Here is a 21,803-nt window from a genome sequence, read left to right as displayed (position 1 = left end):
ATGCGGCCGAGCGGCTGTATCAAGGCGCGACGCCCGAGGTGTTGCGTCCTGGTACAGCGGGTATTTCGGGGAGCGATGCCGGCCTCGACGAGCGCCTGGCGCGCGTCTGGTCGGCCTACGACGATGCCCAGTCCGCGGCCGACGGCGTGGCGGCCAGCGGGCTGGTCTTCGAGGCGGCAAAGCTGGCGCCGGCCAGCCTTGCCCTGCAAGCCGCGTGGCGCGTGCATGCGCATTTCGCCTGGCTGCACTTTGGCAACGAGCCGAGCGCTCGCCTCGCGGCGCTGGACGTGCCCGTGGCGCTGGCCTGGGGTGGGCGCGACGCGACCTGCGACCCCGCGGTGGCCGCGGCGCTGTCGGCCAGCGCGCCGCATGCGCGCGCGCACTGCGCCGTCGACGCCGGCCATCGCATGAGTGACCCGCTGCTCTTGCCGGCGCTGCTCGCGGCGGCGCGCGAGTGGGTCGCCGATCTGCAGGCGCGGCGCTCGTCGCGCCTTCCAGTGCGCTGAATCATTGCAACGGGAGGCGGACAGCGCGGCTGTGATTGCAGCGACTCAATGGACGCGAAGGTGCCGCGCGCACCCCGGTGCGCCCTGAACGCGGCGCGCGGTGGCGGCTGCGTTCAGGCAGCGGTGCGCCAGCGCAGCTTGCGGTAGATGGTGTTGCGGCTGATGCCCAGCCGCTTGGAAGCCACCGAGATGTTGCCGTCGGCGGCGTCGACCGCCTGGCGGATCATTTCGCGCTCCAGTTCTTCAAGCGTGCCGCCGGACGCGCCCGGCAGCGTGGGGTGGCCGGGTGCGGGCTCGTTGGCGGCCGCCTGGTTGCCCGCGACCTGGCGCTGCGAGGCCTCGTCGAGGAAGTCGTCCGACAGATGCTCGCGGGTGATCGTCGCCTCGCCGGCCGCCATGACGGCCGCGGTGTGCAGCACGCTGGCGAGCTGGCGCAGGTTGCCCGGCCAGTCGTAGCCTTCGAGCAGACTCTGCACGTCGGAGGCCACGAGTTGCGGCGCGGCGGCACCCTCGTTGGCCAGGATGCGGCGCACCAGCGTGCGCAGATCGGTGCGCTCGCGCAGCGGGGGCAGCTTCACGGCCAGGCCGTTGAGGCGGTAGTAGAGGTCTTCGCGGATGCTGTGGGTATCGACCAGCTCGCGCGGGTTGCGGTCGGTGGCGCCGACCAGGGCCACGTCGATCTCGACCGGCTGCACCGCGCCGAGCGGCGTGACGCGCTTGTCCTGCAGCGCGTGCAGCAGCCGCGCCTGCAGGCCGGCGGGCAGGCCGCCCACTTCGTCGAGGAACAGCGTGCCGCCGCTGGCCTTCACCAGCTTGCCCACCGCGCCCTTGCGCCGCACGCCGGGGAACACGCCTTCGGCGTAGCCGAACAGCTCCGTCTCGAGCAGCGTTTCGGGGGTGGAGGCGCATTGCACGGCGACGAAGGGCAGCAGAGCGCGCCGCGACTCCCGGTGGATGGCGCGTGCCAGCATCTCCTTGCCGCTGCCGGCTTCGCCGAGGATGAGCACCGGGATGTCGCGGTCGACCACGCGGCGCAGCTTGTTGATCACCGCTTCGATCTGCGCGTCGCCGGTCTGCAGGTCCGCAAAACTCGGCGCCGCCGGTGTCGCTGGCTCGGTGCTGTCTTCGGCGACCTTTGCCCCACGGCTGATCGGCGCCCGCGCGTCACCCGTGGCCGGCTCGGGCGCGGCGGTCGCGCTGGTCGTATTCGATTCATCGAGCGACGGCGTTGCGGCCCAGCCGCCGTGCCACAGCGGCCAGTTGCAGCGTGCCTGCACCTGCACGACGTGCCCGTTGGGCAGCGCCATGCGCATGGGTGCGGCCAGCGGCGGGCGGCCGTGGTCGATGATCGCGCCCATCGGCATGCCCAGCAGGCTGGTCACGGTGTGCATGCGCAGCGCCGCACCCGACAGGCCCAGCAGGTCGAGCGCGCTGCGGTTGGCGCCTAGGATGCGGCCATCGTGGTCGACCGCCAAGATGCCTTCCATCAGCGTGCCGATGAATTCGACGCGGCTGTGGAAGTGCAGCCGCAGCGCGTCGCGGAAGTCGTCGTTGAGCCAGTGGTTTTCGATCATGCGGGCCGACATCTTGACCAGCCCCATGGTGTGCTGGTGGTAGCCGCGGCGGTCGCCGGAGACGTCGAGCACGCCGAGAATGTTGCCGCGCGGGTCGAGGATCGGCGAGGCCTGGCAGGTCAGGAAGTGGTTGGCGTGCATGAAGTGCTCGTCGGCATGCACCAGCACCGCCCGCTCGTCGACCAGCGCCGTGCCCATGCCGTTGGTGCCCTTGGTGCATTCGGCCCAATTGACGCCGGGCGCGAGCGCCACCTTGGCGGCCTTCTCGAGAAAGTCTTCGTCGCCCATCGAATGGAGGATGGTGCCTTGCGCGTCGGTCAGCACCACCATGCTCTGCGTCTTGGCGATCTGCTCGAACAGCAGCTCCATCACCGGGGCGGCATGTGAGAACAGGCGCCGGTTGCGCTCGCGCGTGAGGGCGAAGTCGGAGCGGGTGATGGGCGAATAGTCGGGCGCGCCGATGCGTGATAAACCGAGTGCGGCGCAGCGTTCATGCGATTCGTTGATCGACAGCACATGCTCGCCGTCGAGCGGCAAGGCGCTGGCGATTGGCCGCTGCGCGGCTTCGTCGCGGCGGCGACGGGCGGCGGTCAGGGTGGAGTGCGGGGTCGGCGTGGACATCGAGCCATCCTTTTCATGAAGCCGCCAGCGGCGGCTCGTCTCTTGTCGACACGGTGTACGGCTGCGAACACCTGTCGGATGCGCAGGAGAACCCAGCGCGAAGCGGATGCTAAGAGATGGGAGGGGAATGTTCAATTTCGCAGCAACCCTGTCAACGGCGACTTCCCGATTGTTTTTTCCTCGGAATGGGAGCAAGTCCCCCTATGCCGTGGGCAGCATTCGTCACAGGGGATTTCCCGGATATGAACGGCGCTGCATAGTCCACACCATATTCCGTCCAGTGAAGGGCTTCGCATGCCGCGTCGCGCCTGCCCGAACGCTGACAATTCGATCCCCCCGATCAGGAGACATCCAGCCATGCAGAAGACCCTCCACATCAACCCCGAGAAGTGCACCGGCTGCCTTCAATGCGAGATGGCCTGCTCGTTCGAGAACTACGGCGTCTACGCACCGAGCAAGTCGCGCATCAAGGTGTTCGACTTCCACCATACCGGGCGCAAGGTGCCCTACACCTGCACGCAGTGCGACGAGGCCTGGTGCCTGCATGCCTGCCCGGTCGAAGCCATCACGATCGACCAGATGACCGGCGCCAAGATCGTCAATGAAACCACGTGCGTCGGCTGCAAGGTCTGCACCATCGCCTGCCCGTTCGGCACCGTGAACTACGTGCAGGAAACCGGCAAGGTACAGAAGTGCGACCTGTGCGGTGGCGAGCCGGCCTGTGCCGAGGCCTGCCCCACCGGCGCGATCACCTATGTCGACGCCAACTGGACCGGTCTGGACAAAATGTCCGCCTGGGCCGAGAAGTTGGGCAACCAGAACGCCGCCGCGGCTTGAGGAGAAAAATATGTCTTGGGCAGGAAAAGTTCTTCGCGTCAATCTCACCAAGGGCACGGTCACGTCCGAGCCGCTCAAAATGGACTGGGCGCGCGCCTATCTAGGCTCGCGCGGCATGGCATCCAAGTACCTCACCGAGGAGATCGACGCCAAGGTCGACCCGCTGTCGCCCGAGAACAAGATCATCTGGGCCACGGGCCCTCTGACCGGCACCATGGCCTCCACTGGCGGTCGCTACACGGTCGTGACCAAGGGCCCGCTCACCGGCGCGATCGCTTGCTCCAACTCCGGCGGCTACTGGGGCGCTGAGCTCAAGTTCGCCGGCTGGGACATGGTCATCTTCGAAGGCAAGTCTGCCAAGCCCGTCTATCTCTCCATCGAAGACGACAAGGCCGAACTGCGCGACGCCGCCCACCTGTGGGGCAAGAGCGTGTGGCAGACCGAAGAGATCATCAAGAAGCAGCACCAGGATCCGCTCACGCGCGTGTCGAGCATCGGCAAGGCGGGCGAGAACGGCGTGCTGTATGCCGCCGTCGTCAACGACCTGCACCGCGCTGCCGGCCGCTCGGGCGTCGGTGCCGTCATGGGCTCCAAGAACTTGAAGGCCATTGCCGTGCGCGGCACCAAGGGCGTGGGCAACATCGCCAACCCCAAGGAGTTCATGCGGGTCACCTTCGAGAAAAAGAAGATCCTCGCCGACAACGCCGTCACCGGCCAGGGCCTGCCGACCTATGGCACCCAGGTGCTGATGAACGTCATCAACGAGATGGGCGCGTCGCCCACGCGCAACCACCGCGACGTTCAGTTCGAGGGCGCCAAGGATATTTCGGCCGAAGCAATGGCCACGCCGCGCAAGACCGACGGCAAGAAGCCGCTGGTCACCAACCAGGCTTGCTTCGGCTGCACCATCGCCTGCGGGCGCATCCAGAAGATCGACCAGGGGCACTTCTCGGTCGAGAACAAGCCGCAGTACTGGGGCGCTTCGGGCGGGCTCGAGTACGAAGCCGCATGGGCGCTGGGCAATGCCAACGGCGTGAACGATCTCGACGCGCTGCAATACGCCAACATGCTGTGCAATGAGCAGGGCATGGACCCGATCTCCTTCGGCGCCACGATTGGCGCGGTGATGGAGCTGTTCGAGATGGGCGTGCTCACCAAGGAGCAACTCGGCACCGACGCGCCCTTTGGCTCGGCCCGCGCGCTGGTTCACTTTGCCGAGATCACCGCCAATGGCGAAGGCTTCGGCAAGGAAATCGGCATGGGCTCGGCCCGCCTGACCAAGAAGTACGGCTACCCCGACCTTTCCATGAGCGTCAAGGGCCAGGAGTTCCCGGCCTACGACTCGCGCGCCATTCAGGGCATGGGATTGGCTTACGCCACTTCCAACCGCGGCGCCTGCCACCTTCGCGGCTACACCGTGGCCTCCGAAGTGCTGGGCATTCCGGTCAAGACCGATCCGCTGGTTGCCGAAGGCAAGCCCGAGCTGGTCAAGGCTTTCCAGGACGCGACGGCGGTGTTCGACTCGGCCGGCATCTGCGTCTTCACCAGCTTCGCCTGGGGCCTGGCCGACGTGCAGCCGCAGCTCGCGGCAGCCTGCGGCGACGAGTTCACACTGGAGAAGCTCAACGAAATCGGCGAGCGCGTCTGGAACATGGAGCGCGACTTCAACAACCGCGCCGGCTTCACGGCCAAGGATGACACCTTGCCCAAACGCCTCTTGACCGAGCCGGCCAAAACCGGGCCGGCCAAGGGCCTGGTTAACAAGCTGCCCGAAATGCTGCCGCAGTACTACGAAGCGCGCGGCTGGCACGCCGACGGCACGCTCAAGGCCGAGACGCGCGCGCGACTCGGCTTGTAAGTCGTCAATTTCCCGCAAGGGGCAGGGCGGACGAGGAGACTTGATCCGCCCTTTCTCATTTTTTCCTTGGAGAGCACGATGAGACACCTCATCCTGGGCGCAGGTCCGGCCGGCGTCATCGCGGCCGAGACGATTCGCAAGCACGCGCCTTACGACACCATCACGATCGTCGGCGACGAGCTCGAGCCGCCGTATTCGCGCATGGCGATTCCCTACTTGCTGGTGGGCCGCGTCGACGAAAGCGGCACCTACCTGCGCCGCGACGATGCGCACCTGCAGCGACTGAACATCGCCCACGTTCAGCAGAGCGCGACCAGCGTCGATGCCGCACGCCGCACGGTCACGCTCGGCAACGGCAACATCGTCGGCTTCGACACCCTGCTCATCGCCACCGGCTCGCAGCCGGTGCGCCCGCCGATTGCGGGCATGGACCTGCCGGGCGTTCACCCGTGCTGGACCTTGGAGAACGCGCGCCATATCGAACAGCTCGCCAAGCCCGGCGCCAAGGTGCTGCAGATGGGCGCCGGCTTCATCGGCTGCATCATCATGGAGTCGCTGGCCGCGCGTGGCGTGGAGCTCACCGTCGTCGAAATGGGCGACCGGATGGTGCCGCGCATGATGGGCCCGACCGCGGGCAACATGATCAAGACCTGGTGCGAGAAGAAGGGCGTGCGTGTCTTCACCGGCACACGCGTCGAGGCGATCGAGGCAGCGGGCGCGGCCCGGCACGGCGCGACGACTTCCGCCGCAGCTGCCCCGAGCACGTCAGCCAGCGGCGGCGGCTTGCTGGGCAAGATCGCCGAGTTCTTCGGCGTTGGCGACAACAAGCCGGCACCGACTCCGGTGGTGGCTGCCACGCCGGCAGCGGCATCGGCCAACGGCGCGCCGGGGCCGATGCGCGTGCGTCTGTCCAATGGCCAGACGCTCGACGCCGACCTCGTGATCAGCGCCACCGGCGTGAAGCCCAACGTCGCCTTCTTGAAGGGCTCCGGCATCGACTGCGGCCAGGGCGTGCTGACCGACGAGCGGCTGCAGACCAACGTGCCCGGCATCTTCGCCGCCGGCGACTGCGCCGAAGCCTACGACCTGGCCACCCGGCAGCGCGTCATCAGCGCGATCCAACCCAACGCGGCCGACGAGGCCTATGTGGCCGCGATGAACATGCTCGGCCGCGGCGCCGTGCTGCAGCGCGTGACGCAGATCAATGTGCTAGACACCCTGGGCCTCATCTCTGCGAGCTTCGGCGACTGGCAAGGCGTGCCGGGTGGCGAGCAGGCCGAATTGACCGACCAGGACGGCTTCAAGCACCTGAGCCTGCAGTTCGATGACGAGCACCTGGTCGGCTGCAACAGCATCGGCTGGACCGAACATGTGGGCGTGATGCGCGGCCTGGTCGAGGGCAAGGTCAGGCTGGGCGAATGGCGCGCGCGGTTGATCGCCGACCCGACGTGTCTGGCCGAGGCTTACATCGCGCAGGGCCAGGCGCAGGAGCACTGGGCGCAGACCCAAGCGCGGGCGCGGTGATGGAAGCAACGGTCCAAGCTGCGACACTTGCCAAGGTGAAGATCACGTTCAAGCTCTACGCCACGCTGACCGACTACCTGCCTGCCCAGGCGCGCTACGGCAACCGAGTCGAGCTGGAGGTGGCGAGCGACGCCACCATCGCCGATGTGATCGCTCCGTACGGCCTGCCGATGAAGCTGGTGCATCTGGTGCTCGTCAACGGGCACTACATCGCGCCGCCGAACCGGGCCACGCGCACCTTCGAAGAAGGCGACGTGCTGGCGATCTGGCCGCCGGTGGCGGGCGGTTGAAGCGGCGGGCCGATGCAGTCCTATTACGCTGAAGCTTTCGAGCGAGACATGGGTTGCACCGAGGCCGAATGGCTCGGCTGGCTGCCGGGCGCCTGCGCTGCCCATGCGCTGGCCATTGATGGCGGCACCGCCACGGTCGCCATCGATGAAGGTGCGCTGCATTTGCGCTGGTCGCCCCTGCCGTCGCGGCAGATCGCGCTCATGCGCATGCCGCGGCTGGCGGTCGGATTTCGCTTCGAGGGGCTTGCCGAGGCATCCCGCCAGCGCTTCATGCGCTACTTCGACCTGTACACGCAGCGCGGCGGTGGGTGAGGCCCGTGCATGCCCGCCTCAGCGGGCATGCACGGGTTCCGGCTCTGCGGGCATGGACTGGCCGAACGGGCGGCCCAATCGCGACGCACCTAAGGAGCCGTCGCCTCACGCGTACGTTAGCTCGGTCGCCTTGCCGTGGAAAACGCGGTAAGAGAACACGGTGTAGGCGGCGATCGCCGGCACCGAGATGCAGACGCCGATCAGGATGACCTTGAGCGCCGCCGGGCTGCTGGCCGCCTGCCAGATGGTCAGTCGGTCGATCACCACGAAAGGATAGATGCTGTAGGCCAAGCCCAGGAAGCCGAGCACGAACATGCCGATCAACAGCACGAAGGGCAGCCAGCACAGCGGTCCGCGCACGATTGCTCGCCCGAGCACCAGGCGCGTGGTGCCCAGCGCCACCGCGGTCATGAGCGGAATGGCCATCAACGCGATGAACTCGGGCAGCGAGAACCAGCGCTCGCGCACCGTCTGGCTGATCCAGGGCGTGGCCACCGAGATCAGCCCCATGCCCACCACCACCGGCCACCATGCCTGGCGAGCCCAATGAATCGCCCTTTCCTGCAGCGGCCCCTCGGTCTTCATGATCAACCAGCAGGCGCCGAGCAGCACGTAGGCGGCCGGTAGTGCCAGCGCAATGGCGGCGGCGAAGACGGGGTAGTTCCAGCCGGTGCCGAAGCCGCTGATGTAGCGCCCGAGCATCCAGCCTTGCGATACCGACGCGAGCATCGAGCCGGCGAAAAACAGGCGGTCCCACATCGGCTTCCTGGCGGCCTTTGCCTTGACGCGAAAGTCGAACGCGACGCCGCGCAAGGTCAGGCCCAAGAGCATCAGCGTCACCGGCAGATACAGCTCGGTCAGCACCAGGCCGTGCGCCTTAGGAAACGCCACCAGCAAAATGCCGATGCCCAGCACCAGCCAGGTTTCGTTGGCATCCCAGAACGGGCCGATCGAGGCGATGAGGGTGTCCTTCTCGGCGGCGCTGGCGCGCGGCATCAGCATGCCCACGCCGAGGTCGTAGCCGTCGCTGATGACGTAGACCAGCATCGACACGCCCATCAGGGCCATGAAGATCACCGGGAGCGATTCGTCGAAGCTCATGCTCGCGCTCCCGTCCCGAGCACTTCGGCCTTGCGCTGCTCGACCTGGTCGAGCGCGTCGGTAGCGGTCACTTGTTCGGGTTTTTCCGCCATGTACTTGATGACGCTCACGTAAGCCAGGATGAGCGCGACGTAGAGCGTGATGTACATCGCCAGGGTGGTGGCGATCATGGTGGAAGGAACGTCCGACACCACGTCGGCGGTGCGCAGCAGGCCGTAGACGATGAAGGGCTGGCGGCCGATCTCGGTGACCCACCAGCCCGCCACCGTCGCCACCCAGCCGGAGAAGGTCATCGCGGCGAGCACCCACAGCAGCGCGCGCGGCAATCGTTCGGCCTGCCAGCCGGCGCGGCGCGCCAGCCACCAACCGCCCCAGCTCACCGCCAGCATCAACATGCCCATGCCGACCATGACGCGAAACGCGAGGAACACCGGCAGCACCGGCGGATGCGCGCCCGGAAATGCGTCCAGGCCCTTGATCTCGCCGGCAAAGTCATGCGTGAGGATGAAGCTCGCCAGGCCGGGCACGGCGAGCGCGAAGCGGTTGCTGCGTGCCGCGTCGTCGGGCAGCGCGAACAGCAGCAGCGGCGCACCCTTCTCGGTCTTCCATACGCCCTCCATCGCCGCGATCTTTTGCGGCTGGTGCTCGAGCGTGTTCAGCCCGTGCAGGTCGCCGACGAAGATCTGCACGGGGATGAGCAGCGCCGCCAAGGTCAGGCCGGTGCGCAGGCCGAGCAGGGCCGACGCGCGCGCCGAGCCGCGCAGCAACTGCCAGGCGCTCACGCCGGCCAGCAGGAACGCGCACGTCAGCGCCGAGGCGATGAGCATGTGCGTGAAGCGATAGGGAAACGACGGGTTGAACAACACCTCGGCCCAGCTCGTCACGTGGAATACACCGTCGACAATCTCGTGCCCCGCGGGTGTCTGCATCCACGAGTTGAGCGCGAGAATCCAGAAGGCGCTCATCGTGGTGCCGAAGGCCACGAAGAACGTGGCCATCAGGTGGATGCGTTCGCTGACCCGGCCGTGGCCGAACAGCATGATGCCAAGGAAACCCGCCTCGAGGAAGAACGCGGTCAGCACCTCGTAGGCGAGCAGCGGTCCGGCCACGTTGCCGGCTTTTTCCATGAAGCCCGGCCAGTTGGTGCCGAACTGAAAACTCATGGTGATCCCGCTCACCACCCCGAGCGCGAAGCTCAGCGCGAACACCTTGGTCCAGAAACGGTAGACGTTGAGCCAGGCGTTGTCGTGGGTGACCAGCCAGCGCCAACGAAAGAACAGCAACAGCCAGCCGAGCGCGATGCTGATGGTGGGGAACAGGATGTGGAAAGTGATGTTGGCTGCGAACTGCATGCGGGCCAGTACGAGGGCATCCATCGAGAAATTTCCTTTTCCAGAACGGCGACAGGGCACTGTAGCGCTACCGTCGCCGATACCGTTGATGAGAGCCCTCCGCTCGACGCGATAATTCGCCCGCCTCACCCACTGCCCCGCGTCCATGAACGACCGCCAGGATCTCGCCGGTAAGCGCCTCGTGCTGGGCTTGGCCGGCGGCGTCGCCTGCTACAAGGCGGCCGAGTTGTTGCGCTTGCTCGTGAAGGCTGGCGCACGCGTGCAGGTGGTGATGACGGACGCGGCGCAGCAGTTCATTACGCCGATGACGATGCAGGCGCTCAGCGGCGAGCCGGTGCTCACCAGCCAGTGGGACGTTCGCGAACCCAACGCGATGGCGCACATCAACCTTACGCGTCACGCCGACGCGGTGCTCGTCGCACCGGCCAGTGCCGACCTGTTGGCGCAACTGGCGCAGGGCCGCGCCGCCGAGTTGCTCGGCCTCGTGTGCCTGGCGCGGCCGCTCGCGCGCTGTGCCCTGCTACTCGCGCCGGCGATGAATCGAGAGATGTGGGCGCACCCGGCCACGCAGCGCAACGCCGCGCAGGTGGTGTCCGATGGTGCGGTGCTGCTCGGCCCCTCGAGCGGCGCGCAGGCCTGCGGCGAGATCGGCGACGGCCGCATGCTCGAGCCCGAAGAACTGCTTGAAGACGTGATCGCCTTCCTCTCGCCCAAGCCACTGGCCGGCGAGCGCGTGCTGATCACTGCCGGCCCCACCTTCGAGGCGATCGATCCGGTGCGCGGTCTCACCAACCGTTCGAGCGGCAAGATGGGTTTTGCGCTGGCCCGCGCGGCGCGCGAGGCCGGCGCCGACGTCACGCTGGTCGCTGGGCCGGTCCACCTGCCCACGCCTCGCGGCGTGACGCGCATCGACGTGCAAAGCGCCCAGGAGATGCTTGCGGCGGTGCTGCCGCGAGCGGCCTTGCACGGCATCTTCATCGCCACCGCGGCCGTGGCCGACTGGCGGCCCGCGCGGCTGGCCGAGCACAAGATCAAGAAGGGCGGCAAGAAGCAGCCGCCGGTCTTCGAGCTGACCGAAAACGCCGACATCCTCGCCATCGTGGCGGCCTTGCCGGAGCCGCCCTACTGCGTCGGCTTCGCGGCCGAGAGCGAGCACCTGGCCGTGCACGCCCGCACCAAGCTCGAGCGCAAGAAGCTGCCGCTGGTGGTGGGCAACCTCGGCCCCGCCACCTTCGGCCGCGATGACAACGCGCTGCTGCTGGTCGACGCGCACGGCGAGCAGACGCTGCCCGCCGGGGGCGGCACGGCCGACAAGCTCACGCTCGCCCGCGCGCTGGTGGCCGAGATCGCGCGCCGTCGCGTTGAGCGCGGTGGCACCTGAGCCATGACCACCATCGATATTCGCGTGCTGGATGCCCGGCTTGCCGACCAGCTCCCCGCTTATGCAACGCCCGGCAGCGCCGGCCTGGACCTGCGCGCCTGCATCGACGCGCCGCTGGTGCTGGAGCCGGGCGACACGCAACTGATCCCGACCGGCCTGGCCATCCACATCGGCGACCCGAACCTGGCGGCGATGATCCTGCCGCGCTCGGGCCTGGGCCACAAGCACGGCATCGTGCTGGGCAACCTGGTGGGCCTGATCGACTCCGACTACCAGGGCCCGTTGATGGTGAGCTGCTGGAACCGCGCTGACACGGCGTTCACCGTGCAGCCGCTCGAGCGCATTGCGCAGCTGGTGATCGTGCCGGTGGTGCAGGCGGCGTTTCGCGTGGTCACCGCGTTCGGCGCTTCACAGCGCGGTGCGGGCGGGTTCGGCTCGACCGGCAAAGGCTGAAAAGGGCCCGCGCCAGCGCGCTAATGCAGCTGCGAGGACGGCGCCGCGGCGCTCAGCACCGTGATTGCCGTCTGAGCGACCGAGCCCTGTTCGATTTCTTCCTCGCTGGCTTCGCGCACGTCGCGCACCTTCAGCGCGAGCACCAGGGCGATGCCGGCCAGCGGATGGTTGCCGTCGAGCACGACATGCGTGTCGTAGACCTCGGTGGCGGTGTAGACGACGTCGAGCGGTAGGTCGCGCGTGGTGGTGCCTTCAGGCAGGCCGTCGAACTGCATGCCTTCGGCGATGTGCTCGCCGAACACGCCGCGCTCCTCGAAGAACACCAGGGCCGGGTCGTACTCGCCAAAGGCGTGCTCCGGCTCGAGATGCAAGGTCGCCTCGAAACCCTCGTCCTGGCCGAGCACTGCCTCTTCCACCTTGGAGAGCAAGTCGTCGCCGCCGACGAAGAATTCGACCGGCTCGGCCAGCTCGTCGATGAGCTGGCCGTGGGCATCTTCAAGCCGCCAGATGAGACTGACAACGCACGGAGAGACGATCTGCATGCATTGATGATCGCACAATGAATGCATGCCACAGACGCCCGAAATTGACCTCTGCACGCCGCTGCTGGGCGGCCTTTCCCCGCGCGTTTTCATGCGCCGGCACTGGCAGAAAAAACCGCTCTTGATTCGCCAGGCGCTGCCCGGTATCGAGCCGCTTGTCTCGCGTGCGGCGCTGTTTGCACTGGCAGCGAGCGACGAGGTCGAATCGCGCCTGGTCGTGCGCCGCGCCGGTGGCGACTGGTTGCTGCGCCAGGGACCCTTGCCGCGCCGTGCGCTGCCGCCGCTGGCGCAGCCCGGCTGGACGGTGCTGCTGCAGGGGCTCGACCTGCATTTGCCAGCCGCGCGCGAATTGTTGTCGCGGTTTCGCTTCGTTCCCGAGGCGCGCCTGGACGACCTGATGCTGTCGTGGGCCAGCGACGGTGGCGGCGTCGGAGCGCATGTCGATTCCTACGACGTGTTCCTGCTGCAGGTGCAGGGCCTGCGCCGCTGGCGCGTTGCGCCGCCCGGCGACTCGACGCTCGAGCCCGATGTGCCGCTGAAGATGCTGGCTCGCTTTAAACCGCAACAAGACTGGCTGCTCGAGCCAGGCGACATGCTCTACCTGCCGCCCGGCTGGGGGCACGAGGGCGTGGCCGAGGGCGAGTGCATGACGGCCTCGATCGGTTTTCGTGCGCCGGCCCGCGCCGAGTTGGCGCGCGAAATGCTCGGCCGCCTGCTCGAGACAGACGACGGCGCGCCGCGCTTGCTCTACCGCGACCCGTCGCAGCCGGCGACTGCCGCGCCTGGGCGCATACCGGCGTCATTGCAGGCGTTTGCCTTTGACGCGGTGCGTCGCGCACTGCGCGAGCCGCACGCGCTGGCAGCGGCGCTCGGCGAGGCCTTGACCGAGCCCAAGCCACGCGTCTGGTTCGCCCCGGGCGACGCCGGATCGCTCGAGGCCGGCGTGCGGCTCGATCCGCGCACGCGCATGATGTATGACGATAGCCATGTGTTCGTGAACGGCGAAGCGTGGCGCGCCGCGGGGCGCGACGCGACGCTGATGCGTCGCCTCGCCGACGGACGCGTATTGGGTGCGCGCGACCTCGCGCGCGCCAGCGCGGCGGCGCGTGAGCTGCTTACGCAATGGGCCGAAGACGGCTGGCTGCTGGTGACCGCAGGATCATCCGAATGAGCGACTCGACTGAATCTGGCAACGACATCATCGACGGCCGCGCGGCCTTTCACCGGGCACTGACTGCGGCCTTGGACGAGGCCGCCACGTCCGGCGCGCAACAGCTGTGGCTCTGCGATCCCGACTTCGCCGACTGGCCGCTGGCGCAGGCGCCGGTGCTCGACGCCTTGGGCCGCTGGGCCCATTCGCAGCGGCGACTCACCCTCCTGGCGGCCGACTACACGGTGCTGGGCACGCGCTTTGCGCGATGGCTGGAGTGGCGACGCCAGTGGTCGCACATCGTGCGCTGCCTGCTCGTTCACGAGGAAGAGGCGCCGAGCGTACCCAGCCTGCTGTTCGTGCCCGGCTTCACGGCCGTTCGCCTGCACGACCGCGACCGCCATCGCGGGCGCATTCATCGTGCGGCCACGGAGCTGGCGCCCTGTCATCAGCTGCTTGATGCGCTTTCGCAACGAGCGGAGGAGAGTTTTCCGGTCACGACCTTGGGTCTGTGAGGGTATGCACTGATCGGTCGCTTACAATCGCTGGCTAGGCGCGGAATGCCCCAGCTTTCCATGTCTTGTTTGGAACTTTGCGCTTGACATGGCGAGTTCCGCCCCAACCGGTTTGTTTGACCCCTTCGAAGAGGACCTCATGATGAAAAAATCCCTGCTGCTGGCCACCTTGATCGCTGCCGCTGCTCTTGCCGCCTGCGGCAAGAAAAACGAATTGCCTGCGTCGACCACGACCAACACTACCGTCACCACGCCGCCCGCCGCTGCGCCGATGGCTTCGCCGGCCACTGATGCAGCTGCCAGCGCCGCTGCCGGTGCGGCCTCTGCCGCCGCGGGCGCCGCTGACGCGGCTGCTGCCGCTGCTGCCGGTGCTGCCTCGGCCGCGATGAAGTAAAGGTCGGCTGGCCGGCGCCCTGGCGCCGCCAGATTTGACTGGTTCAACAAAAAGCCGCCCCTCGGGGCGGCTTTTTGTTGCGCGTCTTGCTTGGGTTCAGTGCAGATCGAGCCAGCCGAAGCCGCTGCGCGCATTGGCGATGACGACGTCGTCCGCGGCCGTGCCGAGCACCGTTGCCAACGCCGCGGCGGCCAGTGCGGGCTGGTTGTTCTGTTGGCTCAGGTGGGCCGCCACTACGTGACGCAGCCCGTCGTGGCGGCACGCGGCCAGCACCTCTGCGGCGCTGTCGTTGGCGAGGTGACCGAGACGGCCGCCGACGCGCGCCTTCAGCGACGCCGGGTAGCTCGACGCCGCCAGCATGGCGCGGTCGTGGTTGCATTCGAGCAGCAGCGCGTCGCAGCGCTGCAGGGCCGCCAGCAGGTGGGTGGTGAGTGAGCCTGCGTCGGTCAGCACGCCCAGGCGCGCACGGCCATCATCGACGCACAGTTGCAAAGGCTCGGCGGCGTCGTGCGGCACCGTGTAGGGTGCGAGCCGCAGGGTGCCGATGTCAATCGCCTCGCCGTCACGCGCAAAGTGCAGCAAGCCGTCGTCGAGTTCGGGCGCACCGAGGGCGCGCCAGGTACCGCGACTCATCCACAACGGTACGCGGTGCCTGCGCGCCACGCCGAGTGCGCAGCCGATGTGGTCGCCATGCTCGTGGGTGATGAACAGCGCGTCGAGCCGCGAGGTGTCGAGGCCGACGCGCGCGAGCCGCGCCTCGAGTTCCCGTTGCGTGAAGCCGCAGTCGATGAGCAGCCGGGTGGTGCGCGCGCCATCGACCGTCTCGACCAGGGTGGCGTTACCGGTGCTGCCGCTGCCCAGGCTGCAAAAGCGCATCACGGCGGGGTGCGCCGTGATGCGCTCGGAGGAACCCCGCACGAAGCGGGTCGGGTCGAATCGCGCGCGTCGGTCCGACTCACTTGAGATCGGTCACCAGCAGTTCGAGGATGCGCTGCGCGGCGTCGCTGGTTTCGGGCGCGCCCTGGCTGTTTTGCACCGTGACCAGCGTGGTGGATGCCGGCTGCTGCCCCGTCACGGCGATGCGGTACCGAGCCAGGCTCCCCTGCGACGCATCCTTGCCACCGCCGAAGAGTTTGCTGAAGAACCCCGGCGCGCTCTTGGTCGCCTGCGCCGGATCGACGTAGCGAACGTAGTACAGGCCCTGGGCGCGGTCGCGATCCTCGACGGTGAAACCGCTGCGATCGAGTGCCAGGCCGACGCGGCGCCAGGCGCGCTCGAAGCTGTCGTCGATCTGCAGGCCACTGCCTGGCGCGCCGCCGAGCAAGCGGGCGCGCGTCGCGGGCGCTGCGGTGGCGGCGCTGGTCGTTGGCGTGGCAGCGGCGGCCGCAGTGGCTGCGGTCGCCGCCTTGTCCTGCTCTTCCTTGCCGCCGAGCTTGGCCATCAGGCGCGTGAGCATCAGCGCTTCGAGTTCGGGGTCGGCGGGGCGCGGCTGCCAGACCGTGCCTTCCTTCAATGCGCCACCGGTTACCACTTCGACCATGCCGCGGTGGCTGATGTAGATCTCGGTGCCGCCGCTCGCGCCGCGCTCCAGGCGCGTGCGGAAGCGGTCACGCTCGCCCGTGTCGTAGGCGTTTTCGAACACGCGCCCGATGGTGCGGCGGATGAAGTCCTGCGGCAGCTTGGCGCGGTTCTCGTTCCAGTTGGTTTCCATCAGTCCGGTGTCGCGTTGCTCGGTCTCGAGCTGGAAGCCGCGCTCCTGCCAGAACGCCTGCAGCTGAGGCCAGAGCTGCTCGGGCGTCTGCTGCGCCACCAGCCAGCGCTGCGTGCCGGCACGCTCGATGCGCACCGCTCCCACTTGGCTGGGTGCGACGCTGCCGGCGCCCGCCGTAGCGCCCGGCGCTGCTGCAACCGTCGCGGGTGCTTGCAGCGTCGATGCGCTGATCGTGCCGCTGCTGGGCTGAAAGCGTGTGTCGCGCGAAAGCTGGGTCAGATCGGGCGGAACTTCGAGCGACACCGAGCGGGCGCTGGTGGATTTGTAGTCGACCGTGTCGCCTTCGAGGGTGCTGGTGAGCGTGGTGCAGGCGGCAAGGCCGGCGCTCAGGGCGACAGGAAGCAGTCGCACGGGTAAGGGGAAACGTGGGCTCACGAGGGTGTTCTCCGGGGTTCGGTCGGGGCCGGGCCGCTGGAGCGGCCCACAAGAGGGATCGGACGCGGTCAAAGCGCGCAAATTCGCAGTCAAGGCGTCACATCAAGCCAGCGTCGCGCAGCGCCTGCTCGACCACCGGTTGCAAGTTCTCGCTCAACGGCACGAGCGGCAGGCGCAGCGCGGCGCCGCAGCGCCCGAGCCGATGCAAGGCCCACTTGACCGGGATCGGGTTGGGCTCGCAAAACAGTTGCCGGTGCAGCGGCAACAGCGACATGTGAATTTCGGTGGCGCGGCGGGCGTCGCCGGCCATCGCCGCCATGCACAGCTCGTGCATCGCGCGCGGCGCGACGTTGGCCGTCACGCTGACGTTGCCGTGGCCGCCCAGCAGCATGAGCGCAATGGCGGTCGGGTCGTCGCCGGAATAGATGGCAAAGCCCTTGGGCGCTTGCTTGATCAACCAGGCCGCGCGCTCGATGTCGCCAGTGGCTTCCTTGATGCCGATGATGCCGGGCACCTGCGCGAGTCGCAGCGCGGTCTCGGGCAGCATATCGGCCACCGTGCGGCCCGGCACGTTGTAGAGCACGACCGGAATGTCGACCGCCTCGGCAATGGCCTTGAAGTGCCGGTACTGGCCTTCCTGGGTGGGCTTGTTGTAGTAAGGCACGACCTGCAAGGTGCAGTCGGCGCCGACCTGCTTGGCGTAGCGGCTGAGCTCGATGGCTTCGCGCGTGGAATTGGCGCCGGCGCCGGCCATGATCGGCACGCGCCTGGCGGCGTGCTCGACCGCCACGCGGATGATCTCGCAGTGCTCCTCGGGGCTGACGGTGGGCGACTCGCCCGTGGTGCCGACCACGCCGATGCAGTCGCTGCCATCGGCGATGTGCCAGTCGATCAGACGGCGCAGCGTCGGGTAGTCGACGCTGCCGTCTTCGTGCATCGGCGTGACCAGAGCGACGATGCTGCCAACAATGGGTTTCATGACCAGGGTATCCGTGGAATCGGGCGATTTTAGCCAGCCGCGCCGACGGCCCGGCCGCTGCCCTACAGGAGATAACGCGGTGGTGACGTCGGCGCTGTCGCAACGCCCGGTGCTTCGCGCACCGCGGCGATGCGCTGCACGAAGCGCGCTGGTGTGTCGACAAAGCCGTCTTCGTAGCCGAGTACGCGCAACTCGCCGCGCACCGCGTCGAGCAATTCACCCGGTCGCAGCAGGAAGTCGGGGTTGGAGGGCTTGCCCACGCTCTGGTGGCCGAGCGCGAAGGTCTCGTAGATGAGCAAGCCGCCCGGTGCGACGCTCTCGACGAGCCTTGCCAGCAAGGGGCGCCACAGGTAGTTGGTCACCACGACGGCGTCGAAGCGCTGGGTCGAAAACGGCCAGGTGCCGGCTTCGAGATCGGCCACCACCACGTCGGCCAAGGAGCGCAAAGGGTCGAGCGCGAGCGCATCGCGATCCACGGCGGTGACGCGGTGGCCGAGCAGCGCAAGGTGGCGCACATGGCGGCCGCTGCCGCAGGCGACATCGAGCACGCGGGCCGCCGGCGCCAGCAGCGCCGACCAGCGCAGCACCCAGGGCGAGGCCGCCAAAGCCGCGTGCGGTGCGCTCATGGAGGCAGCCTTCGCGCTGCGCGCTGGGCCAACGAGCGGGAGCACCCGCCGAGGGCCACGCAAGTGGCTCCTTCGTGGCCGTGGCGGCCGTGCGGGCTCATGGCGACGGGTGCTCGCGGCAGGGCGTGGTCAGAAACAGCTCCACACGCGGTTGGCAAGGTCGACCACGAGCCCGGGCTGCAGGTAGGCCATGAACACGGCCGCCAACGTCGTCAGGGCGGCGGACCAGAGCAGCAGAGGCTTGGGCGGGTGGCGCATGGCTCGCATCATGCGGCCGCAGGCGCAGGCGCGGGCGCGCCGCGCTCGATCGCGCTTTCCCGCACCGGCAGGTTGATGAGTGCGGCAAACACGCCGAGCGCCACCGCGATCCACCAGACCACGTCGTAGCTGCCGGTCGAGTCGTAGAGCTTGCCGCCCAGCCACACGCCGAGAAAGCTGCCGATCTGGTGCGCGAGGAACACGAAGCCGCCGAGCATCGAGAAGTGCTTGACGCCGAAGATTTGCGCCACCACGGCGTTGGTCAGCGGAATGGTCGACAACCACAGCAGGCCCATCGCGCCGGAGAACATGTAGACCGACATCGGCGTGAGCGGCAGCAGCAGAAAAGCGACGATCGCCAGCGATCGCAGCGCATAGATGCCCGCGAGCAGGTGGGACTTGGCGATGCGCTGCCCGAGTGTGCCGGCCGCATAAGTGCCCACCACGTTGAAGAGGCCGATCAGCGCCAGTGCCACGGTCGCCACCTCCGGTGACAGGCCGTGATCCTTCAGGTAACTCGGCATGTGTACGGCGATGAACACGACCTGGAAACCGCACACGAAGTAGCCCGCCATCAGCAGCTGGAAGCTGCGGTAGCCGAAGGCCTCGCGCACGGCGTTGCCGATGCTTTGATGCACCGCGCCCGGCCTCACGGTCGCTTTCGGCTCCTTCAGCCCGAGCGCCAGCGGCACGATGGCCAGCGCCAGGCAGCCGGTGAGGACCAGCGCTTGCTGCCAGCCCAGGCTCGAGATCAGCCAGCTGTCCAGCGGCACCATCAGGAACTGGCCGAACGAGCCAGCCGCTGCCGTGACGCCCATGGCCCACGAGCGCTTCTCAGTCGCCACGTTGCGCCCGATCACGCCGTAGACGATGGCGTAGGTGGTGCCGGCCTGCGCCATGCCGATGAGCAGCCCGGCGCTGCCGGTGAAGGCCAGACCCGAGCTTGCGAAGGCCATCAGGATCAGGCCCAGGGCGTAGAGCGCGGCGCCGATCACGAGCACGCGAAACGCGCCGAGCCGGTCGGCCAGCATGCCGGCGAACGGGCCGACGAGACCCCACGTCAAGTTCTGGATCGCGATCGCGAACGCAAAGGTTTCACGCGTCCAGCCGCGGTCCATGGTCACCGGTTGCAGCCACAAGCCAAAGCCGTGGCGGATGCCCATCGACAGGGTGACGATCGCGGCGCTGCACACCAGCACCTGGGTCATCGACAAGGTGTGCGTCGGGGCTGTGGAGGAAGGCAGAGCGGTCATGAAAAGACTGTACGAATGCGCCTTCAGGCAGCTCGCGTGGCGCGCGCGAGCCGCCGTGAGGCGTCAGCGTCGAAACACGCGTGAAAGCAGGCCACGCGCGGCGCCTTGCACGGAAGTTTTGCGCTGCGGCGGCTCGAACGGCGGCAGGCGTGCGCTGCCCGTCTTGCTGTGCATCGGCGCCTCGATCGGGCGCTTCTCGATCACCAGGATGCTGTCGTAGTAGTGCAGCGAGTGCGCGCTGCGCGTGAAGTCGGACACCGACAGTTGCTCGGGCTGCCTGGAATGCCAGCCATGCAGCTGGTCGATCAGGTTCTTGCTGTACTCGATGAAGCTGCCGGGGGCACGATAGGCGCCGCCGAACTCGCGCCAGTAGCAGGTGTGCAGGTCCTCGGTCAGGAACACGCCGTGGGCATCGACGAGCGGGAACAGCTCCTCGAAGCTGCAGCGCAGCTGGCTCATCGTGTGGCCGCCGTCGTCGATGACGATGTCGATGCGCGGCATGGACGCCGCCACTGCACGCAGGAAGGCGCGGTCCTCCTGGTCGCCGACATGGATGCTGACGCGCTCTTCTTCGAGCGTCTTGCACGCCGGGTTGATGTCCACCCCGTGGACATGCACACCGGGCCCGAAGTACTGCTTCCACATTTGCAGCGAGCCGCCCTGAAACACGCCGATCTCCAGCACATGCACCTCCTGGCCACGAAAGCGCGCGAAGTGCCGGTCGTAGATTTCAAAGTAGTGATGCCACTTGTGGATCAGGTTGCCGGTGTTGTCGCGGAAGTAACGTTCCAGGTCGTTCATGCGTAAGCCTTGTCGGTGGAGCTTGAAGCCGCAGATGCGCGCAGGCAGCCGGCAGTCTATTCGTCGGGGCGCGGTTGGCTGCCACGGGTCGACTCCTAGAATCCGCCGCCATGGCAAGCAAACCCCTCTCATCGTCGTCTTCCGGCAAGCCGGTCCGTTACGTCGAGGCTTCCATCCGCGTGCTCAAGGGGCTGGAGCCCGTGAAGCAGCGCCCCGGCATGTACACGCGCACCGAAACCCCGCTGCACATCGTGCAGGAAGTGATCGACAACGCCGCCGACGAGGCGCTGGCCGGGCATGGCACGCGCATCGCCGTGAGCTTGCACGCCGATGGCTCGATCGGCATCGACGACGACGGCCGCGGCATCCCCTTCGGCCTGCACCCCGAAGAGCAGCTGCCGGTGGTGGAGATCGTGTTCACGCGGCTGCACGCCGGCGGCAAGTTCGACAAAAGCTCGGGCGGCGCCTACAGCTTCTCAGGCGGACTGCACGGCGTGGGCGTGAGCGTGACCAATGCGCTGTCCACGCGCTTGGCCGTCACCGTGTTTCGCGATGGCCGCGTCGCCAACATTGCCTTCAGCGGCGGTGACGTCGTCGAGCCGGTGGTCACCCGCAAGGCAACAGTGGCCGACCGCAAGCAGGGCACCAGCGTGCGCGTCTGGCCCGATGCGAAGTACTTCGAGAGCGCCGAGCTGCCCAAGGCCGAGCTGATGCACCTGCTGCGCAGCAAGGCGGTGCTGATGCCGGGCGTGACCGTCACGCTCACGCACGAGAAAAGCGCCGAGACGCAGAGCTGGCTCTACCAGGGCGGCCTGCGCGACTACCTGATGCAGTCGCTCGCGGCCGACCCGGTGGTGCCGCTGTTCGAAGGCGCGCTCTATGCCGAGGAAGGCGAGACCGAGAACTTCGCCGAAGGCGAGGGCGCCGCCTGGTGCGTGGCCTTCACCGACGACGGCAGCGCCGTGCGCGAGAGCTATGTCAACCTCATTCCCACCGTGGCCGGCGGCACCCATGAGGCGGGCCTGAAGGACGGACTCTTTCAAGCCATCAAGGGCTTCATCGAGCTGCATGCGCTGCTGCCCAAGGGCGTGAAGCTGATGCCCGACGACGTGTTCTCGCGGGCGAGCTTCGTGCTCTCGGCCAAGGTGCTCGACCCGCAGTTCCAGGGCCAGACCAAGGAGCGCCTGAACTCGCGCGACGCGCTGCGGCTCGTGTCCACCTACGTGCGCCCGGCCTTCGAGCTGTGGCTGAGCCAGCATGTCGAGCACGGCCGCAGGCTGGCCGAGCTGGTGATCCGCCAGGCGCAGGCGCGCCAGCGCGCCGGCCAGAA

22 protein-coding genes and 1 pseudogene are annotated in these 21,803 nt (G+C 67.9%); 12 read left to right on the top strand and 11 right to left on the bottom strand.

What is annotated here, in order from left to right; all coding sequences use genetic code 11:
- Window positions 1-506, top strand: a pseudogene (locus RMO12_RS07095) (hypothetical protein); the annotation flags it as partial.
- Window positions 507-619: 113 nt separating this feature from the next.
- On the opposite strand, the gene RMO12_RS07090 reads toward RMO12_RS07095, so the two are convergent.
- Complete coding sequence (locus RMO12_RS07090; protein ID WP_309638745.1) at window positions 620-2,701, bottom strand: sigma-54-dependent Fis family transcriptional regulator; 2,082 nt, start codon at window positions 2,699-2,701, stop codon at window positions 620-622.
- A gap of 357 nt (window positions 2,702-3,058) precedes the next feature.
- On the opposite strand from RMO12_RS07090, the gene RMO12_RS07085 reads away from it, so the two are divergent.
- From RMO12_RS07085 to RMO12_RS07065, 5 genes are all read left to right on the top strand, one after another.
- Entirely contained in the window at window positions 3,059-3,538 is a 480-nt protein-coding gene (locus RMO12_RS07085; protein WP_309624522.1) for a 4Fe-4S dicluster domain-containing protein, read from the top strand.
- Between the two features lie 10 nt (window positions 3,539-3,548).
- A complete protein-coding gene (locus RMO12_RS07080) occupies window positions 3,549-5,396 on the top strand; it encodes an aldehyde ferredoxin oxidoreductase family protein (RefSeq protein ID WP_309638744.1) in 1,848 nt (615 codons plus the stop codon).
- Window positions 5,397-5,474: 78 nt separating this feature from the next.
- On the top strand, window positions 5,475-6,920 hold the full coding sequence (locus RMO12_RS07075) for an FAD-dependent oxidoreductase (protein ID WP_309638743.1): 1,446 nt from the start codon (window positions 5,475-5,477) through the stop codon (window positions 6,918-6,920).
- A gap of 35 nt (window positions 6,921-6,955) precedes the next feature.
- Window positions 6,956-7,210 carry a MoaD/ThiS family protein gene (locus tag RMO12_RS07070; RefSeq protein ID WP_309638742.1) on the top strand — a complete coding sequence of 85 codons (255 nt, stop codon included), beginning with the start codon at window positions 6,956-6,958 and terminating at the stop codon, window positions 7,208-7,210.
- A gap of 12 nt (window positions 7,211-7,222) precedes the next feature.
- Window positions 7,223-7,522, top strand: a complete 300-nt coding sequence (locus RMO12_RS07065) for a hypothetical protein (protein WP_309626141.1) — start codon at window positions 7,223-7,225, stop codon at window positions 7,520-7,522.
- Window positions 7,523-7,627: 105 nt separating this feature from the next.
- Here RMO12_RS07065 and RMO12_RS07060 read toward each other — a convergent pair whose 3' ends face one another.
- Both RMO12_RS07060 and RMO12_RS07055 read right to left on the bottom strand, forming a co-directional pair.
- Window positions 7,628-8,623, bottom strand: a complete 996-nt coding sequence (locus RMO12_RS07060) for a cytochrome d ubiquinol oxidase subunit II (RefSeq protein WP_309626142.1) — start codon at window positions 8,621-8,623, stop codon at window positions 7,628-7,630.
- Entirely contained in the window at window positions 8,620-9,999 is a 1,380-nt protein-coding gene (locus tag RMO12_RS07055) for a cytochrome ubiquinol oxidase subunit I (RefSeq protein WP_309638741.1), read from the bottom strand. The genes RMO12_RS07060 and RMO12_RS07055 overlap by 4 nt, the downstream gene beginning before the upstream one ends.
- A gap of 121 nt (window positions 10,000-10,120) precedes the next feature.
- Here RMO12_RS07055 and coaBC point away from each other — a divergent pair, with 121 nt between their 5' ends.
- Both coaBC and dut read left to right on the top strand, forming a co-directional pair.
- Window positions 10,121-11,356, top strand: coding sequence for a bifunctional phosphopantothenoylcysteine decarboxylase/phosphopantothenate--cysteine ligase CoaBC (gene coaBC, locus RMO12_RS07050; protein ID WP_309638740.1), 1,236 nt, complete (start codon window positions 10,121-10,123; stop codon window positions 11,354-11,356).
- A 3-nt stretch (window positions 11,357-11,359) separates the two neighbouring features.
- Window positions 11,360-11,809 (top strand): dUTP diphosphatase, encoded by a 450-nt coding sequence (gene dut / locus RMO12_RS07045; RefSeq protein WP_309626145.1) that lies wholly within the window; start codon window positions 11,360-11,362, stop codon window positions 11,807-11,809.
- A gap of 20 nt (window positions 11,810-11,829) precedes the next feature.
- On the opposite strand, the gene RMO12_RS07040 is transcribed toward dut, so the two are convergent.
- Window positions 11,830-12,351 (bottom strand): FKBP-type peptidyl-prolyl cis-trans isomerase, encoded by a 522-nt coding sequence (locus RMO12_RS07040; protein WP_309638739.1) that lies wholly within the window; start codon window positions 12,349-12,351, stop codon window positions 11,830-11,832.
- 25 nt (window positions 12,352-12,376) lie between these two features.
- Here RMO12_RS07040 and RMO12_RS07035 point away from each other — a divergent pair, with 25 nt between their 5' ends.
- The 3 genes from RMO12_RS07035 (at window position 12,377) to RMO12_RS07025 (ending at window position 14,410) form a co-directional block, all read left to right on the top strand.
- Window positions 12,377-13,522 (top strand): JmjC domain-containing protein, encoded by a 1,146-nt coding sequence (locus RMO12_RS07035; RefSeq protein WP_309638738.1) that lies wholly within the window; start codon window positions 12,377-12,379, stop codon window positions 13,520-13,522.
- Complete coding sequence (locus RMO12_RS07030; RefSeq protein WP_309638737.1) at window positions 13,519-14,016, top strand: hypothetical protein; 498 nt, start codon at window positions 13,519-13,521, stop codon at window positions 14,014-14,016. The genes RMO12_RS07035 and RMO12_RS07030 overlap by 4 nt, the downstream gene beginning before the upstream one ends.
- Window positions 14,017-14,158: 142 nt before the next feature.
- On the top strand, window positions 14,159-14,410 hold the full coding sequence (locus RMO12_RS07025; protein ID WP_309626149.1) for a hypothetical protein: 252 nt from the start codon (window positions 14,159-14,161) through the stop codon (window positions 14,408-14,410).
- Window positions 14,411-14,506: 96 nt separating this feature from the next.
- Here RMO12_RS07025 and RMO12_RS07020 read toward each other — a convergent pair whose 3' ends face one another.
- The 7 genes from RMO12_RS07020 to RMO12_RS06990 form a co-directional block, all read right to left on the bottom strand.
- Window positions 14,507-15,286, bottom strand: a complete 780-nt coding sequence (locus RMO12_RS07020; protein WP_309638746.1) for an MBL fold metallo-hydrolase — start codon at window positions 15,284-15,286, stop codon at window positions 14,507-14,509.
- Between the two features lie 79 nt (window positions 15,287-15,365).
- Entirely contained in the window at window positions 15,366-16,532 is a 1,167-nt protein-coding gene (gene bamC, locus RMO12_RS07015) for an outer membrane protein assembly factor BamC (protein WP_309638736.1), read from the bottom strand.
- Window positions 16,533-16,653: 121 nt separating this feature from the next.
- On the bottom strand, window positions 16,654-17,535 hold the full coding sequence (gene dapA / locus RMO12_RS07010) for a 4-hydroxy-tetrahydrodipicolinate synthase (RefSeq protein WP_309638735.1): 882 nt from the start codon (window positions 17,533-17,535) through the stop codon (window positions 16,654-16,656).
- Between the two features lie 62 nt (window positions 17,536-17,597).
- The gene (locus RMO12_RS07005) at window positions 17,598-18,161 is read right to left on the bottom strand and encodes a methyltransferase domain-containing protein (RefSeq protein ID WP_309638734.1); all 564 of its coding nucleotides are present in this window, start codon (window positions 18,159-18,161) and stop codon (window positions 17,598-17,600) included.
- Between the two features lie 129 nt (window positions 18,162-18,290).
- A complete protein-coding gene (locus RMO12_RS07000) occupies window positions 18,291-18,419 on the bottom strand; it encodes a hypothetical protein (protein ID WP_309638733.1) in 129 nt (42 codons plus the stop codon).
- Between the two features lie 8 nt (window positions 18,420-18,427).
- Complete coding sequence (locus tag RMO12_RS06995; RefSeq protein ID WP_309638732.1) at window positions 18,428-19,672, bottom strand: MFS transporter; 1,245 nt, start codon at window positions 19,670-19,672, stop codon at window positions 18,428-18,430.
- A gap of 63 nt (window positions 19,673-19,735) precedes the next feature.
- Complete coding sequence (locus RMO12_RS06990; RefSeq protein WP_309638731.1) at window positions 19,736-20,473, bottom strand: class I SAM-dependent methyltransferase; 738 nt, start codon at window positions 20,471-20,473, stop codon at window positions 19,736-19,738.
- Window positions 20,474-20,583: 110 nt separating this feature from the next.
- Here RMO12_RS06990 and RMO12_RS06985 point away from each other — a divergent pair.
- Window positions 20,584-21,803: ATP-binding protein (locus RMO12_RS06985; RefSeq protein ID WP_309638730.1), on the top strand; the 1,220-nt coding region annotated here is incomplete at its 3' end.

Source organism: Methylibium sp., assembly GCF_031393925.1.
Classification (GTDB): Bacteria; Pseudomonadota; Gammaproteobacteria; order Burkholderiales; family Burkholderiaceae_C; genus Methylibium.
The sequence above is the reverse complement of the archived record's forward strand: the minus strand, read 5'-3'. Positions and strand labels throughout refer to the sequence as shown.